Source organism: Lysobacter sp. Soil_C_15 (assembly GCF_057657315.1).
In genome coordinates, this window is the sequence record NZ_JBDGIR010000002.1 from 575,713 (window position 1) to 590,020 (window position 14,308).

Here is a 14,308-nt window from a genome sequence, read left to right on the forward strand (position 1 = left end):
GCGCGCCGCGGCCCGCGGCTAGACGCCGGCTTCGGCCGCGTCGCGCTGCGCCGCCTTCCATTCGCGCGGCGAACGCCCGCAGCGCGCGCTGAAGGCGCGCGACAAGGCCGCGGTGCTGCCGTAGCCGACCTCGTCGGCGATCAGCTTGAGCGGGCGTCCGCGCCGCAGCAGGTCCTGGGCCAGGGCGATGCGATAGTCGGCCAGATAATCGCCGGCGGTCAGGCCCAGGGTTTGCGCGAACGCCGCGGCGAAGCGGCTGCGCGACATCCCGGCCTGCTCGGCCATGCGCTCCAGGGTCCAGGCTTGCGCAGGCCCTGCATGGATCGCATTGAGCGCGCGCGCCAGCTGCGGATGGGCGAGCCCGGCGAGCAGGCCATGACCGACCCGGCCCTGGTCCATCAGGCTGCGCAGGATCAGGATCAGCACCACCTCGAACAGACGGTCGAGCAGATCCTGGCGCCCGCAGCGCTGGGCGAAGGCTTCGTCGAACAGCAATTCCAGCACCGCCTCCGCCCCGCCCACCTCGGCCAGCGGCATCGCCAGCACCGGCGGCAGCGCCTGCGCCAGCGGGTGATGGCCGCCGCCGAAGTCGACATGGGCGCAAGCCATGTCGGCGCCGCGCTCGGGATCGGTGACGAAGCGATGCGGCAAGCCGCGCGGATAGAAGATCAGGCTCGGTTGCTCGATCCGCAGCGGCGCGCCGCCACCGTGCCGGGCCTCGACCGGGCCGCGGCGGACCAGGTGCAACTGGCCGCGGCCGAGCGCGTCGTCGAAGTCGTGGATGCCGCACAGCGGCCCGCTGTGGAACAGCCGGGTGCGCACCGAGAAGCGGTGCAGCAGGGCCTGCAGACGGTCGACGGACATGCGGTACCCGGGACGATGGATCAACTACTGCGGACTATAAGTGATCCAGGCGCCCAGGGTTCGCGAAAGACTGTGTGCGTGCACCGACGCACTCACTCTCAAGGAAAAGTCCATGTCCCGCCTGCCCCTGACCACCGCCGACACCGTCCCCGCCGCCAGCCGCCCGCTGCTGGCCCAGGTCCACGCCGCCTTCGGCGCCACCCCGGCGATGTTCCGCGCCGTCGCCCATTCGCCGGCGGCGCTGACCAGCCTGTGGGGCAGCTTCGGCGCCCTCGGCGCCGGCACCCTGCCCGCCGCGCTGACCGAACAGATCGCGGTCGCGGTCGCCGACCGCAACGGCTGCGACTACTGCCTGGCCGCGCACACCGCGCTCGGACGCAAGGCCGGCGTCGGCGCCGACGCGATGGTCCGCGCCCAAAGCGGCGACAGCGACGATCCGCGCACCGCCGCCGCGCTGGCCTTCGCCTTGAAGCTGGTCGACCGCCGCGGCCGCGTCGCCGAGTCGGACCTCGACGCATTGCGCGCCGCCGGCTACGACGACGGCGCCGTGGTCGAGATCATCGCCCACGTCGCCCTCAACCTGTTCACCAACTACGTCAACCTGGCCCTGGACGTGCCGGTGGATTTCCCGGCGGTGAAGCTGCGCAACGCAGCGTGATTCCGCCGCGTCGGCTGCGACGTCGACGGCCCGGGGCGCTCGGTCGAACGCCGAGCGCCCCGCAAGCCGCGGCCGGGTTGAAATGCCGGTGGGGTCCGGAACGCGTATTGGCGGCCTTCGCGTCCGCAGGCTCGAACTAGCGCACTGCGCTCATCGCCGGCATATCGCGCACGAGCTTGTACAACTTATGCAGGTCCGAAGGATGCCCTTGCTTCTGGAACTGGCTGAAGATCAGGTAGCCCAGAATCGAGTTCCCCGTATCCCGCCGCGCCACCAGCGTCAGGTCCCGCGCCGGATCCACCAGCAGGTACTGGCCGCCCCAGCCGTCGGCCTGCACCGCGCCGAGCTCGGAGTTCAACCACCAGGAGTAGCCGAACCCGTCGTAGAACGGGTTCTTCGTGGCGGAATACGACGTGGTGCTCCTGGCTATCCACTCGGCTGAGACGACCCGCTTGCCGTTCCACAGGCCCTCTTGCGCGACCAGCGCCCCAAGCCGCGCAAGGTCGCGCGCGCTCATGTGGATGCGATAGGTTCGGTAATCGGAGTCGGAGCCTCGATTGTCGTAGAGCACGTGCCCACGGTTGAAGTCCTGCATGCCCAGGGGAGCGGCCAGCCAGGTATCGATGGCCTCGCCGATGGACAACCCCGTCTCGCGTTCGAAGATGGCGCCCAGGACGTTGAAATCCCAGTTGTTGTAGAAGTAGTTCGCGCCCGGCGCGAACTGGCCGCGCCGCGGGCGGCCCTCCTTGTTTTCCACCGTCTCCGCGCCGGAGGGCAGGTAGATGCCCGACCTGGCTTGAAGGAGGTGCTCGATGGTGGCTTGCTTCTCCGCCTGGGTGAGGGGCGTCCGACTCTCGTCGATGCCGAGCGCTTCGAGCGTCTCGTTCACATCGATCGACCCGCGGTCGACCGCAACGCCGAACAGCAGGCTGAGGATGCTCTTGCGCGCGGACGCCAGGTTCATGGGCGTGCCGACCTCGCCGTACTCCATCAGCACCGTTTCGCCGCGCAGCACAACGAAAGCATCGATGGCGTCCGCCTCGGTCCTTATGTAGTCGGTGAGCTTGTGCGCCTGTTCTGGAGGCAGCGGAGCTTGCGCTAGGGGAAGCGGATGGGTGGCGGGTGCGTCCCGGTCGATGAAGGGGCGAAGGCCCAGCACGAGCGATACCGCCAAGGCGCCGAGCAAGGTGACGCCCAGATACTTCAGGATACGTCGCACAGACTGCCCCCCCGTTGAGTGCGGTGTCGGTGCCGTCCACCGGATCGGCGACGGAGCACGTTGGGTCTGACGCGTTCTTTCGATCCTTGGGCCCGAGCGCGATCCGCATCCTCATGGCCGTGGCATGGATCGGGCCATGCCATCAAGCGGGTTTGGCCCGTGACCGTTCGGCAGGTTGCAACAAAAGGGGGGCGGGTTCAACCGGTCGACGCGACGGCTGCGCTCAGCGACACCCGAGCAGCCCGGCCGAGCCGTTGTTGTCGCCGAAAATCGCCGTCCACTTCAGCGGCGGGCTCAGGCTGATCTTGACCGTGTCGCCGGGCCGCTTGATCTCGACGAAGCGCTCCAGCACGTCGTCGAAGTCGCGCGAGAAGTTCTCGGTGGTGTAGTAGTTGACGATGGTGTGGCCGCCGTTGGTCACTTCCGAGCCCAGGTCGACGTTGCGGCTGCCGTAGGCGCGGGTGGCCAGGGTGGTGATCAGGTAGTACTTGCCCGGCTTCATCTTCGAGAACTGGAACTCGCCGTCGGCGTTGGTCCGGCCGACCATGCGCGTGGCCAGGAAGGCCGACGAGAAATCGATCTCGTCGCGGCCCGGCTTGAGCTTGCGCATCAGCTGGACCATCTCCTGCAGATAGGGCGTGGCCGGATACAGCAGCACGCTCTGGTTGCTGGCCAAGTACAGACCGCCGCCGTTGTTGACGAAGCGCTTGACGCAGGCGGTGCCGGTGATGGTCGCGGTGCCGGGTTCCAGCGCCGCCTTGGCCTGGCCCAGGTCGAACACCGCCTTGGGCCGCAGCAGGTTCGGCGCCTTGCGCGGCGCGGCGGTGCGCGCCGACTCGTCCTCGGCGGCGATCCGCTCGGCGCTGCGGCGCACCTGCACCTTGGCCAGCAGGCCGCACATGTAGCTGCGCACCGCCTGCGGGTCGGCGTCCATCTGCGGCATCAGGTGCGCGATCAGGGTCAGGGTGCCATTGCCCGGGTTGGCCGAGACCAGCACCGGGAAGCCGCGGGCCCGCGCGGTCGGCTTCTGGATCAGGGGCAGCTCGATGGCCCCGTCCTTGCGTTGTTCCGGGCCGACCTGGAAGTCCTCGGCGGTGGCGATGGCGCGCATCTGCGCGATCGCATCGGCGGCGTCCAGGGCCTCGAAATTGCGCCAGGTCCCGAACAGCAGGCCGTCGGCCTTGCTGCCGCTGGCATTGAAATTGGCCTCGCAGCTCGAGGCCCGGGCCGAACCGGCCGGCGCCAGGGCGCACAGACCCAACACGCCGGCCAACAGCGCGACGACTGCCTTCATCGAACACCCCCTCCGTGTGGTGCCCCATGGTAGCGGCGGCGGCCGGACGGCGGAACGCCGCCCGCGCCCAGCCGGTGGCCGCCTGCGCCGGGCCGTGGGCGCCGACGCGGCGGCGGTCCCGGCCAGAGCGCGAAGATCAGACTGGAAGATCGGAACCGGAACAGCCGAGCGGGCGGATCAGAACACGATCTTGACCGAAGCCGCGCTGCGCTCGGCCTCGCCGTGGTAGACCGCCTCGATGTTGTTGCCGTCCGGGTCGAGCGCGAACGCGGCGTAGTAGCCGGGGTGATAATCGCGCTTGCCCGGCGCGCCGTTGTCGCGCCCGCCATGCGCCAGCGCGGCGCGATGGAAGGCTTCGACCATGGCGCGGTCGCGGGCCTGGAAGGCCAGGTGATGGCGCCCGGTCAGCTCGCCGTTCGCCGATTCGCTGGACGCGGTCGACACGAACAGTTCGTCGGCCCAGAAATAATCCTTGCCGCTGCCGGCCATCGGCACCTGCAAGGTTTCGAACACCGCGGTGTAAAAGCGCCGGCTCGCCTCGATGTCGCGCACCACCAGTTGGATATGGTCGATCAGGCGGCCGCGATGCAGTTCCTGCGTTTCCATGCCGTGCTCCTGGCAGAAGGGGGTTCCACCCTACTCCGCCGCGGCCGCCGACGCATCGGCGCGGTTCGCGGTTCGGATGTCCGCTGCGCATGAACGGGCTCGGATCGACCGGCCACGACCAGCGTCCGCCATGGGACCGGCACAAATAAAAACACCGTCGCTGTAAACCCCGCGGCCTCTTCCGGTATCTGTGTGCACATGGGGAACGACACAGGCCGAGCACCGATACCGAGCCGTGGTACGGCGCACGCCGCCGCGTTCCCCGCTCCCGCAACCTTCAAGCCCCAGGCCGGAAACCGCCCATGAAGACCCAAGCCCTGTTCGCCTCCCTGCTGCTGGCCCTGAGCCCCCTGGCGCTGGCCGCGCCCGAATGCAAGGACACCTCCAGCTACGCCGACGCGCGCGCCATCATCGAGGACCTCGGCCGGATCGTCGCGCCCAACGGCATCCAGGAGGCGTATGCGGCGCGCATCGGCGGCATCGACCAGTGGCTGAGCGTGCGCGGCCAGGACAAGAACAACCCGATCCTGCTGTTCGTGCACGGCGGCCCGGCCTCGCCGGTGATCCCGACCTCGTGGCAGTTCCAGCGCCCGATCGAGGAATACTTCACCGTGGTCAACTGGGACCAGCGCGGCGCCGGCAAGACCTTTGCGCTGCAGGATCCGGAGAGCTACGCCGGCACCATCCACATCGATCGCTACGCCGACGACGTGGTCGAAGTCGCCCAGTACCTGCGCCAGCGCTACGGCAAGCGCAAGATCGTGCTGATGGCGCACAGCTGGGGCACCATCATCAGCATGAAGGCGGCGCTGAAGCGGCCGGACCTGTTCTACGCCTACGTCGGCATCGGCCAGGCGATCAACGTGCGCGACAACGAGCGGATCAGCTTCGACTTCGGCCTGAAACAGGCCAAGGCGCTGGGCAACGCCGAGGCGGTCAAGGAGATGGAAGCGATCATGCCCTACCCCGGCGACCAGCCGATCACCCGCGAACGCATCATCGCCGCGCGCAAATGGTCGCAGTACTACGGCGGGCTGACCGCCTACCGCAACGATTCGATGTACTTCTACCGCGGCCCGCGCCTGTCGCCGGAGTACGGCGACTGCGACCGCCGCAACGTCAACGAGGGCAACGTGTTCACCCTCGGCAAGATCCTGCCCGAGTTCGTCGCGGTGGATTACAAGCCGGTGCGCGAGTTTCCGATCCCGGTGGTGTTTTTCCTCGGCCGCCACGACTACACCACCCCGGCCGAACCGGCGGAGCAGTGGCTGGCCCAGGTCAAAGCCCCGTTCAAGCAGGGCGTGTGGTTCGAGAACTCCTCGCACATGATGCCCTGGGAAGAACCCGGCAAGACCCTGACCAGCTTGTTGCAGTACGTGCGTCCGTTGGCCGTCGACAAGACCAGCGCCGCGCGCTAAGCGGCGCCGCCGGATGCGGCGATGCAGGCGGTGCATAACCGGATCGCGACTTCGCCGAATCCGGCGGGTCAAGTAGCGATGCAGACCGCAGGGTCTAGGTTCGGACCGTCGCCCCGGCGACGGTTCGTTCAGGAGCTCCCCATGCGTCACCGGACTCTGCTCACCCTCGCGATCGTCGCCAGCCTCGCCGTGCCGACCGCCTTCGGCCAAGGCCGCGGCGGCGACGGCGGTCCGACGACGGGCGGTCACATCCCCAGCCAGCACATGCCCAGCCGGCCGATGCCGTCGCCGACCGCCGATCCGGGCCGCTTCGGTCGCGACACCAGTCAGCGCGCACAGGAACTGCGCAGCGCCGGGCGTGGCGGTCACCGATCGCGGGCTGTTGTTCACCACCTCGTACGGCACCAAGCAGGACAGCGACCTGCTGTTCCAGGCCTACGGCAGCGACCCGCAGCGTTTCGACCTGGCCGCGCCCGAACAGGCGCGCAAGGTCGGCGACATCGACGATTACGCCGAAGGCCTGAACATCATCGACGGCGAAGTCTGGGTGACCTACGAGAGCGCCGCCGACGAATACAAGAGCCGGCCGGGCCCGGAACACGACCACATCCAGCGCATTCCGCTGAACCGGCTGCAAGGGTTCTGAGGCCGGCGGCGGCATCGCACTGCGCGCGGCGGGACGCAACAGCCGTCCCGCCGCTGTCGCCGCCCGTGCAGAAGCGACTTGGGCCACTTCGCCCCAGTCGCGAATCCGAAACTCAGCGCTCCGCCCGGTCCGCGTCGCGCCCCCGGCAGCTCAGGTTGGCGTAGCGGCCGGCCGGCAGGTTGGCGGCGATGCCGTAGTTCTTGAACTCGGCGCGCGCGTCGTAGTCGCGTTCGAGGTGGCAGGCATTGCGCTTGGCGAACTCGACCAGCGGCTTGATGTCTCCGGTGACCCGCACCGTCGCGCCGGCGCCTTCGCTGACGCAGCAGCCCAGGTACTGGGTCATGTATTCCTCTTCGATCGCCACCAACGGCAGCCCGAACAGGGTCGCCGGCTTGTTCAAAACCCGGTAGTCGGTGTAGTCGGCGCGCACGGTCGGCTTGGCGGTGAGGTAGCCGGCGTGGATATAGGCCTGGATCGCCGGGCCGGTCGGCGCGGCGCGCTCGCCGGTCTTGGCGTCGTAGCGCATGGCCGCGATCAACCCGGCTTCCAGCCGCATCGCTTCGGGCGCGATTTCGGTCGCGGCGGCGCCGTGGACGGCGAGAACGGCGAGGATGGGGCCGAGGCCGAGAGCGAAACGACGACGCAAAGAGCGCATGCGGATTCCTGCCTTGGATAGAGTTGCGCGGCGTCGCCGAAGGCGCCGCCGTCCCGGCCGGGCACGGTAGCAGAGCGCCTGGCGCCGTCCAAGCCGCGCTCGTGGACGCCGCCTGCTCCAGCTTGGTTCAAGGCCGCTTCGGCGCCAGGCGGTCGTGCATCTCCGGGATCGCCATCGCCGCCGCCGAACCGTACCAGCGATGGTATTCGGCGACCATTTCGCCGCGCTCGATCACCGGATCGGCCGCGGTCAGGCGCCGTGCCTCCTCGATGTCGTCCACCGCGAGCAGGAACAGCCCCCGCCAGCCGGCCGGATCTTCGGCGAAGGGACCGGCCAAGGCCAGCTTGCCGGCCTTGGCCAGGCGCTCGATGTTGGCGAAGTGGCCGGCGAACATCGCCTTGCGTTCCTCGCCATCGGGCACCCGGTTCGGCCCGGTTTTGAGGATCACCAGCACGTAGCGGCGCATGCCGCGCTCGTCGGCGCCCAGGCGCCTGGCCAGTTCGGCGTCGTGGGCCGGTGCCGGCTCGGGCCGGGACGGCGCCGGCTGGTCCACCCAGGCCGCACCGGCGCAGCACAAGCCGGCGGCCAGAATCGCCTGTATCGCGTGATGCATGTCCTCTCTCCCGCCGCTTGGCTCCGGCTCTCTAGTACTCCGCCGCCGTGCGTGGCGCAAGCGGTCCAGCGCGTTCGCGGGATCTGCGCACCGCAAGCGCGTCGCAGCGGCCGATGTTCGCCGGCGTGATCGCCGGCGCAGTCGCCTCGGGAACGCCGTCGCCGCGCCGGCCGCAGGCTGCGCGTCCGCGCCGGTCCGCTGCGGATCCGGGGACGCAATCGACGGAAACCGCGCGCCGGCTCGGCTACAAGAAAGCGCGGCACCGCCGCCGACGCACTTTGCAACGCGCGGATTCCGCATCGCCCCGCCCCGCGTCCGGAACGCGCCGCCGGACGCGCGCTGCCGCGACCGGCGCGCCCTTCCCCAGGAAAGCTGCCATGACCCTCGCTCGTCGTTGCGCGCGCAAGCGCTGTCCTTGGTCGATGTTGCTGGTTCCGCTCGCCTTCGCCGCCGCGACCGCGACGGCGCAGGCTCAATCCTTCGTCACCCTGCAGACTTGGCCGGCCGGTTCGTTCGCGACCGGCTGGAGCATCGTGGCCGACACCTCGGCCGGGTTGTTCTACTACAACGCCCAGAACGGCTCCGCCGCGCTGGGCCGGATCGAAGCCAACGGCAATCATGCGACCGTCCGTACCTGGCCGGCCGGCTCGTTCGCCACCGGTTGGACCAGCATCGTGCAGACGCCGAACGGCGTGTTGTACTACAACGCCGCCAACGGCGCCGGCGCGATCGGCCGCTTCGACAGCGCGGGCAACCACACCACCGTGACCTCCTACCCGGCCGGCGCCTTCGCCACCGGCTGGAACCGGGTCGTGTCCTCGCCCGGCGGGGTGCTGTTCTACAACGCGCTCAACGGCGCCGGCGCCACCGGGCGGATGTACTGAGCCTCGCGCTCCGGCGCGGCGCCGATGCCGCGCCGGGCGCGCAGTCTCAGGGGCGTGCGGCCAGGTCGGTCCAGGCTTTCGGAACCGCCGGCCGGGCCCGCGGCGACAGGCCGCGGTCCAGGCGCAGGCGATCGACTTCGATCAGGTAGGCGCGGCCGCCGCGCGCGTTGCGGCCTTCGAGCTTGAGCAGGATCCCGGTCGCCGCGTCGACCCACATGCGGTAGCGTTGCGCGCCGAGCTTGCGCGCCATCGCCTCGTCGTGACGGCCTTCGACCAGCACGGTCTCGCGGCCCAGCAACAAAGGCCGGCCGAGGATCCGGCTGTCCGTATCCGACAGCCAGAAGGCGTAGTTGGCCGGCGCCAGCACGTCGGCGGCGCCGATCGCGCCGCTGGCGTCGGGCTGCTGCGCGTACACCGCCTGGCAGGCGATGTTGCGATAGGCATGGGCGACAGCCGTGGTTTGCGCGTCCGGCGCGACCGCGCGCCGGCTCGAGCGATACGCCGACTGCCCCGGCCACAGCGTCGTTTGCGACTGCGCGTCGGCATAGTGTTCGCTGACCCGACCGTTCGCCGCGGCGATGCGCACGTAGCTGCTGCGCCGCGCCGGCGAGACTTCGAAATCGATCCGCTCGCGCTGGCCGTTGTTCTTGAACGCGATCGCGAACGAGCCGGCGGCATCGCGGTAGCGGCGCGCGGCGTCGAGCATCGTGTTCTGCAATTCGGCCAGGGCCGGATCGCGCAGGCCCAGGCTCGGGCACAGGCCGGCCGGCGCCGGGGTCAGCGGCGACACCGCCTTGGCGCTCAGGCCCGGGTACTGACGCTGCACGGCGTCGGCGCCGGTGGCGCCGCTGCCGCTGCTGCGACGCACGTACAAGGCGCCGCTGGTGCCGTAGCCGACGTAGTTCCAGCCGCTGGGCGCGGTGTTCTGGTTGACGTAGCCGATGGAGTAGAAGCCGTTGCCCAGGTCCCAGGCCTGGTACTCGGCGCGCGGGTCGGTGAAGGCGTAGTTGGCCAGATAAGCGTAGTGATGGCCGGCGGCGACCGGCCCCAGGAACACCCAGCCGTAGCTGCTGGATTGGGTGGTCGAGAGGCGGTCGTCGCCGTGGTAGTCGCCGGGCTGGCCGCTGCGGTAGTAGAAGCCGGCTCCCGCGACGTTGCCGCAGTCGGGGTACTGCCCCGGGTCGCGGTCGTTGTCGCAATACTGGTTGGCGGCCTGGGCGACGGATGCGGGCAACAGCACAGCGGCGAACAAGGCGCCCGCCAGGCGGGCTGGTGATCGTTTGATGCGCATGTGGACTCTCGTGGCTGGGGGAAGTGCGGCCGGCAGGCGCGGCGCGCGGCGATCTCGGCGACGCCGCGCACCGACCCTGCGACGGGGCCGTCGCAGGCGCCGGGACGGCGGCGCACCGTGCGCACCTTATGCGAGCCGGCCGGGCCGAATTGCCGGCTGGGTCACAGTCGCGACCATGCGCCGCCGCGACGACCGGCGCCGAACGCGGCCGCATCGCCCATAAGTGCAATACCGCCGCGGCGAAGCGCGGGGCCACCATCGCCGGATCCGCGGTTCCGTCGTCGTACCGACCACCCTGGGGAGGGCTCATGTTCCGCACTGCATCCACGCCTGCATCCGCGCCTGCATCGGCCAGTTCGCGCCGCTGGCGATTCGCCGGCCTCATCCCGGCGCCGCTGAGCGCGGCCGGCCTGGCCTTGGTCCTGCTCGGCCTGTCGGCATCGCCGGCCGCGGCCCTGGATTGCGGCAGCCACAACGGCTATACCTGCCAGGGCACGGCCAGCCAGTACGCCGGCGGCTTCGCGCCCGGCGTCGGCAGCGGCGGCTTCGGCGGCGGCGACTGCATCGCCACCCGCACCCCGGTGGTGTTCGTGCACGGCAACGGCGACAGCGCGCTGAGCTTCGACATGCCGCCTTCGGCGGTATCGGGCTACGCGACGCCGGCGCATTCGGTCTACGACGAGCTCAAGGCGCGTGGCTACAACGACTGCGAGCTGTTCGGCGTCAGCTACCTCGACGCCGAGGAGCGCGGCGCGCCGCAATACAACTATCACGAGCCAGCCAAGTACCAGATCCTCAAGACCTTCATCGACAAGGTGAAGGCCTACACCGGCCGCAGCCAGGTCGACATCGTCTCGCACTCGCTGGGCTCGTCGATGAGCCTGGCGATGCTGAAGTACTACGGCTATCAGGCCAGCGTGCGCCGCTTCGTCAACATCGCCGGCGGCCTGCGCGGCCTGCGCACCTGCCTGAGCACCGGCTACCAATCGGCGTACGCGCCGACCTGCAACGCCGAGGCCTACGTCTACCCGTACGACTACTACACCTTCGGCCTCTACCCCAGCAGCGGTGTGCCCTACTACGGCTACAACCGCTGGACCGGCGACGGCAGCAACAGCCTGCGGGCGATGCCGCAGACCTACGGCTCGATCGCCTTCTACACCATCACCGCCGGCCTGTACGATCAGGTGCACTGCTTCACCACCAGCTACGCCGCCGGCTGCAGCGGCGGCGCGCTGTTCAACGCCGGCGGCAACGTCAAGGCCCAGGTCGACATCGGCGCCGGCAACAGCGCCTACGCCTACGACTGGGACTGGAACGACGGCAGCCCGTACAATGCCGGCGGCGGCGACACCAGCCAGGGCGTGGGGCATTTCCGCTCCAAGTCCAACGCCGGCCGGATCGTCTACAACATGCTCGCCACCACCTGCACCAGCGGCTGCGCCAACGGCTATGCGGGCGTCAACGGGCCGGCGGTCAATCGCTGAGCGCGGGCGCGGGCGCGGATCGCCGGATTCGCGCTCCGGGCGGCAACGGACTTACCGCCGATTGCGTGACCGGAGCTGTGGTCCGCCGCAGCCGGTTCCCCCTTACGAGGCCGTCATGAGCGTTCTTTCCTCCGATCAGGAGAAGCAGGCCGCAGCGACGCAACTGCTGGACGACCCGCCGCCCTACGCGCCGGATCCGATCTTCGCGATGGTTCCGGCTGCGGCCTGGGCCGAGCGCGGCTACCAGTACGCCCTCACCGTGCAGTGGACGGATGTCTTCGTGCCCGATCAAGCCGACTGGATCACGGTCCATGCCCGCGTTCACTACGCCTGGGACGCGGGACAGCGGACATGGACCCGGATCGCCGGCGACGCCGGGATCGGCGGCCTGCCCGACTGGACTACGCCGACCACCGCGGCGGTGATCGCGCTGGTGCCGGCCCTGCCGCCGGATCCGGACTATCACCCCTGAACCGACGACGCCGCGTTCGTCCTCGCCGCAGGCGGACGCGGCGGCGAGTCTTGCTTGCGCTCATGCCGCGCAGTCGACCGGCCTCAGCCCGCGCCCTCGTCCTGCAACGGCCGCGTCTCGCATTCGATGCCGCAGCCGTCGCCGTGCGCCTCCAGGAAGCGGCGCGCAATCGCTGAGCGTGGGCCGGCGGCGCCGGACCGCCGGATTCAATTCACACGCCGAACCGCCGCGACGTTACTGCGGATGGCGGGACCGGTTGCGGTCGACCGCAACCGGTTCCCCTTTCCGAGGCCGTCATGAGCGTTCCCTCTTCCGATCTGGAAAAACAAGCCGCGGCGACGCAGCTGCTGAACAACCCGCCGCCCTACGCTCCCAATCCGATCTTCGCGGCGGTCCCGAAGAAGGCATGGGCTGCCCGTGGATACCAGTACACCCTCACCGTGCAATGGACGGATGTCGACGTTCCCAATCAGACCGACAAGATCACGGTGCGCGCGCATGTCCACTACAAATGGAGCGCCGGCCAGGGAATCTGGACCCAGATCGCAGGCAACGCCTGGATCAGCGGCGTGAACGGCTGGCAGACGCAGACCACCGCGGCGGTGGTCGCGTTGGTGCCGGCCGAGCCGCCGAACCCCGCCTATCACCCCTGAACCGACGGCATCGCGCTCGCCGCGGCGGCAGGCGGCGCTCGGCCTGGGCTCATTCCGCGCAGTCGACCCGCCCGCAGCCCTCGTCCTGCAGCGGTCGCACCTCGCACTCGATATCCCAGCCCTCGCCGTGCACCTCCAGGAAGCGGCGGCCGATCGCGACCGCCTCGTCCTTCGACGCCGCCTCGAACAGGGCGTAGCCGCCGATCACTTCCTTGGCCTCGGTGAACGGGCCGTCGGTCGCGGTGATCCTGCCGCCGCGCAGACGCAGGCGCACGCCGTCGGCGCTGGGGGTCAGGCCGGCGGTGGCGATCAGGGTCCCGTTGCGGGTCATTTCCTGCATCAGTTGTTGCATATCGCTCAGCAGACGCTCGCTGGGCGCCTGGTTCAGGCTCTCGTCGATCCGGATCATGGATAGAAAACGCATCTGCCGACTCCTCGTGGCGGGCGCGGGCGCCGGAACGGTTCCGGCGCTGAACCGCGCGCTTGCAACCACGACGAACCCGCTGCGCCCGAATCGACATTCGCTCGCGATTATTTTGCGATGGCCGAATCGCCGCTACGCGGACCCCGCTATAGTGCGCCGACGCGATGACGCGGCAAGGGACGTTGGCGCATGCTCGGATCTGCGATCGCCGCAATGGCCGGCGGCGTGTTGGTGGTCGGACCGGCCCTGTTGGCCCTGGCCGGGGCACTGCGTTCGCGCGGCGCCGCCCGCTCGGCGGCGGCGGCGTTGCCCTGGAACTGGCGGCTGAGTCTGAACTCGGCCCTGCTCTACACCCTGGCCTTCAACCTGACCTTCTTCATCCAGGAGCTGTTCCTGGTCCTGCCCAAGGCGCTGACGCCCGGGCTGCGCCCGACCCTGTTCCACAACAACCACGCCTGGCAGGGCGAGCACCCGTTGGCCGCGCTGTTCCAGGGCGGCGGCGCGGTCGCCACCGCGATCGTCGCCTGCGTCTGCGCCTGGCGCCTGCGGGATGCGCGCGGCGGGACCCACCTGCGCCTGTTCCTGGTCTGGATGGCGTATTGCGGCTGGTTGATGGCCTTGCCGCAGGTCGCGATCGGCGCGCTCAGCGCCGGCAGCGATCTGGGCATGGCGATGGGCTATCTGCAATGGAGCCCTGCGACCCGGCTGATCGCCGCCGCATTGGCGCTGGCGGCGATTCCGCTGGCCGCGCTGTCCTTGCTGCGTCCGCTGCTGGCGCTGGCCGACGCGCCCGAGCGCATCGCCGGGCCCGGCGCACGCACCCGCTTCGTATTCCTGTGCGCGACCCTGCCGGCCCTGCTCGGCACGCTCCTGACCCTGCCCTTCCGGGTGCCGCGCGAGTGGATCGAGGTCGCGTTGTTGCCGGCCTGGGTGGCGCTGTTCGGCTTGGTCTGGATCCAGGCCGGCGCCTGGCGCGTCGCCGATGCGAAGGCCCGCGGCGATGCGGTTGCGCCGGCTTCGACCCTGCGCCTGGCGCTGGCCGTGGCGGCCTTGCTGGCGCTGTTCCAACTGGTGCTGCGGCCGGGCGTCGCGTTCTACTGATCTCAGGGGGCAAAGCGCGGTCG

General features: G+C 69.9%; 16 protein-coding genes. 8 read left to right on the forward strand and 8 right to left on the reverse strand.

Annotated elements, in window-relative coordinates; all coding sequences use genetic code 11:
- Positions 1-18 precede the first annotated feature (18 nt).
- Positions 19-864 carry a cupin domain-containing protein gene (locus AC3A57_RS06595; protein ID WP_487578159.1) on the reverse strand — a complete coding sequence of 282 codons (846 nt, stop codon included), beginning with the start codon at positions 862-864 and terminating at the stop codon, positions 19-21.
- Between the two features lie 112 nt (positions 865-976).
- On the opposite strand from AC3A57_RS06595, the gene AC3A57_RS06600 reads away from it, so the two are divergent.
- Positions 977-1,522 carry a carboxymuconolactone decarboxylase family protein gene (locus tag AC3A57_RS06600; RefSeq protein WP_487578160.1) on the forward strand — a complete coding sequence of 182 codons (546 nt, stop codon included), beginning with the start codon at positions 977-979 and terminating at the stop codon, positions 1,520-1,522.
- 136 nt (positions 1,523-1,658) lie between these two features.
- Here the strand turns inward: AC3A57_RS06600 and AC3A57_RS06605 are convergent, their stop codons facing one another.
- The 3 genes from AC3A57_RS06605 to AC3A57_RS06615 all read right to left on the reverse strand — a co-directional run bounded on the left by AC3A57_RS06605 (position 1,659) and on the right by AC3A57_RS06615 (position 4,641).
- A complete protein-coding gene (locus tag AC3A57_RS06605; protein WP_487578161.1) occupies positions 1,659-2,741 on the reverse strand; it encodes a serine hydrolase domain-containing protein in 1,083 nt (360 codons plus the stop codon).
- Positions 2,742-2,964: 223 nt separating this feature from the next.
- The gene (locus AC3A57_RS06610) at positions 2,965-4,035 is read right to left on the reverse strand and encodes a hypothetical protein (RefSeq protein WP_487578162.1); all 1,071 of its coding nucleotides are present in this window, start codon (positions 4,033-4,035) and stop codon (positions 2,965-2,967) included.
- Between the two features lie 177 nt (positions 4,036-4,212).
- The gene (locus tag AC3A57_RS06615; RefSeq protein WP_487578163.1) at positions 4,213-4,641 is read right to left on the reverse strand and encodes a VOC family protein; all 429 of its coding nucleotides are present in this window, start codon (positions 4,639-4,641) and stop codon (positions 4,213-4,215) included.
- Between the two features lie 302 nt (positions 4,642-4,943).
- On the opposite strand from AC3A57_RS06615, the gene AC3A57_RS06620 reads away from it, so the two are divergent.
- A complete protein-coding gene (locus AC3A57_RS06620) occupies positions 4,944-6,059 on the forward strand; it encodes an alpha/beta fold hydrolase (RefSeq protein WP_487578164.1) in 1,116 nt (371 codons plus the stop codon).
- A 358-nt stretch (positions 6,060-6,417) separates the two neighbouring features.
- Positions 6,418-6,705 (forward strand): hypothetical protein, encoded by a 288-nt coding sequence (locus tag AC3A57_RS06625; RefSeq protein ID WP_487578165.1) that lies wholly within the window; start codon positions 6,418-6,420, stop codon positions 6,703-6,705.
- Positions 6,706-6,817: 112 nt separating this feature from the next.
- On the opposite strand, the gene AC3A57_RS06630 is transcribed toward AC3A57_RS06625, so the two are convergent.
- Both AC3A57_RS06630 and AC3A57_RS06635 read right to left on the reverse strand, forming a co-directional pair.
- Positions 6,818-7,360, reverse strand: coding sequence for a hypothetical protein (locus AC3A57_RS06630; RefSeq protein WP_487578166.1), 543 nt, complete (start codon positions 7,358-7,360; stop codon positions 6,818-6,820).
- Positions 7,361-7,487: 127 nt separating this feature from the next.
- On the reverse strand, positions 7,488-7,973 hold the full coding sequence (locus AC3A57_RS06635; RefSeq protein ID WP_487578167.1) for a YciI family protein: 486 nt from the start codon (positions 7,971-7,973) through the stop codon (positions 7,488-7,490).
- Between the two features lie 377 nt (positions 7,974-8,350).
- Here AC3A57_RS06635 and AC3A57_RS06640 point away from each other — a divergent pair, with 377 nt between their 5' ends.
- The gene (locus tag AC3A57_RS06640) at positions 8,351-8,857 is read left to right on the forward strand and encodes a hypothetical protein (protein WP_487578168.1); all 507 of its coding nucleotides are present in this window, start codon (positions 8,351-8,353) and stop codon (positions 8,855-8,857) included.
- Positions 8,858-8,903: 46 nt separating this feature from the next.
- Here the strand turns inward: AC3A57_RS06640 and AC3A57_RS06645 are convergent, their stop codons facing one another.
- Positions 8,904-10,148, reverse strand: coding sequence for a hypothetical protein (locus AC3A57_RS06645; protein ID WP_487578169.1), 1,245 nt, complete (start codon positions 10,146-10,148; stop codon positions 8,904-8,906).
- Between the two features lie 308 nt (positions 10,149-10,456).
- Between AC3A57_RS06645 and phaZ7 the strand changes: the two genes are divergently transcribed.
- From phaZ7 to AC3A57_RS06660, 3 genes are all read left to right on the forward strand, one after another.
- Entirely contained in the window at positions 10,457-11,635 is a 1,179-nt protein-coding gene (phaZ7, locus tag AC3A57_RS06650; protein WP_487578170.1) for an extracellular native short-chain-length polyhydroxyalkanoate depolymerase PhaZ7, read from the forward strand.
- 115 nt (positions 11,636-11,750) lie between these two features.
- Complete coding sequence (locus tag AC3A57_RS06655; protein WP_487578171.1) at positions 11,751-12,107, forward strand: hypothetical protein; 357 nt, start codon at positions 11,751-11,753, stop codon at positions 12,105-12,107.
- 296 nt (positions 12,108-12,403) lie between these two features.
- Positions 12,404-12,760, forward strand: coding sequence for a hypothetical protein (locus AC3A57_RS06660; protein ID WP_487578172.1), 357 nt, complete (start codon positions 12,404-12,406; stop codon positions 12,758-12,760).
- A gap of 49 nt (positions 12,761-12,809) precedes the next feature.
- Here AC3A57_RS06660 and AC3A57_RS06665 read toward each other — a convergent pair whose 3' ends face one another.
- On the reverse strand, positions 12,810-13,184 hold the full coding sequence (locus AC3A57_RS06665; RefSeq protein ID WP_487578173.1) for a YciI family protein: 375 nt from the start codon (positions 13,182-13,184) through the stop codon (positions 12,810-12,812).
- 189 nt (positions 13,185-13,373) lie between these two features.
- On the opposite strand from AC3A57_RS06665, the gene AC3A57_RS06670 reads away from it, so the two are divergent.
- Positions 13,374-14,285, forward strand: coding sequence for a hypothetical protein (locus tag AC3A57_RS06670; protein ID WP_487578174.1), 912 nt, complete (start codon positions 13,374-13,376; stop codon positions 14,283-14,285).
- Positions 14,286-14,308: the final 23 nt, after the last annotated feature.

Excerpts from the sequence above, each read along its gene's own strand:
- AC3A57_RS06595 (WP_487578159.1), bottom strand. The coding sequence starts at position 864 with ATGTCCGTCGACCGTCTGCAGGCCCTGCTGCACCGCTTCTCGGTGCGC.
- AC3A57_RS06600 (WP_487578160.1), top strand. The coding sequence starts at position 977 with ATGTCCCGCCTGCCCCTGACCACCGCCGACACCGTCCCCGCCGCCAGC.
- AC3A57_RS06610 (WP_487578162.1), bottom strand. The coding sequence starts at position 4,035 with ATGAAGGCAGTCGTCGCGCTGTTGGCCGGCGTGTTGGGTCTGTGCGCC.
- AC3A57_RS06615 (WP_487578163.1), bottom strand. The coding sequence starts at position 4,641 with ATGGAAACGCAGGAACTGCATCGCGGCCGCCTGATCGACCATATCCAA.
- AC3A57_RS06620 (WP_487578164.1), top strand. The coding sequence starts at position 4,944 with ATGAAGACCCAAGCCCTGTTCGCCTCCCTGCTGCTGGCCCTGAGCCCC.
- AC3A57_RS06630 (WP_487578166.1), bottom strand. The coding sequence starts at position 7,360 with ATGCGCTCTTTGCGTCGTCGTTTCGCTCTCGGCCTCGGCCCCATCCTC.
- AC3A57_RS06635 (WP_487578167.1), bottom strand. The coding sequence starts at position 7,973 with ATGCATCACGCGATACAGGCGATTCTGGCCGCCGGCTTGTGCTGCGCC.
- AC3A57_RS06640 (WP_487578168.1), top strand. The coding sequence starts at position 8,351 with ATGACCCTCGCTCGTCGTTGCGCGCGCAAGCGCTGTCCTTGGTCGATG.
- AC3A57_RS06645 (WP_487578169.1), bottom strand. The coding sequence starts at position 10,148 with ATGCGCATCAAACGATCACCAGCCCGCCTGGCGGGCGCCTTGTTCGCC.
- phaZ7 (WP_487578170.1), top strand. The coding sequence starts at position 10,457 with ATGTTCCGCACTGCATCCACGCCTGCATCCGCGCCTGCATCGGCCAGT.
- AC3A57_RS06655 (WP_487578171.1), top strand. The coding sequence starts at position 11,751 with ATGAGCGTTCTTTCCTCCGATCAGGAGAAGCAGGCCGCAGCGACGCAA.
- AC3A57_RS06660 (WP_487578172.1), top strand. The coding sequence starts at position 12,404 with ATGAGCGTTCCCTCTTCCGATCTGGAAAAACAAGCCGCGGCGACGCAG.
- AC3A57_RS06665 (WP_487578173.1), bottom strand. The coding sequence starts at position 13,184 with ATGCGTTTTCTATCCATGATCCGGATCGACGAGAGCCTGAACCAGGCG.
- AC3A57_RS06670 (WP_487578174.1), top strand. The coding sequence starts at position 13,374 with ATGCTCGGATCTGCGATCGCCGCAATGGCCGGCGGCGTGTTGGTGGTC.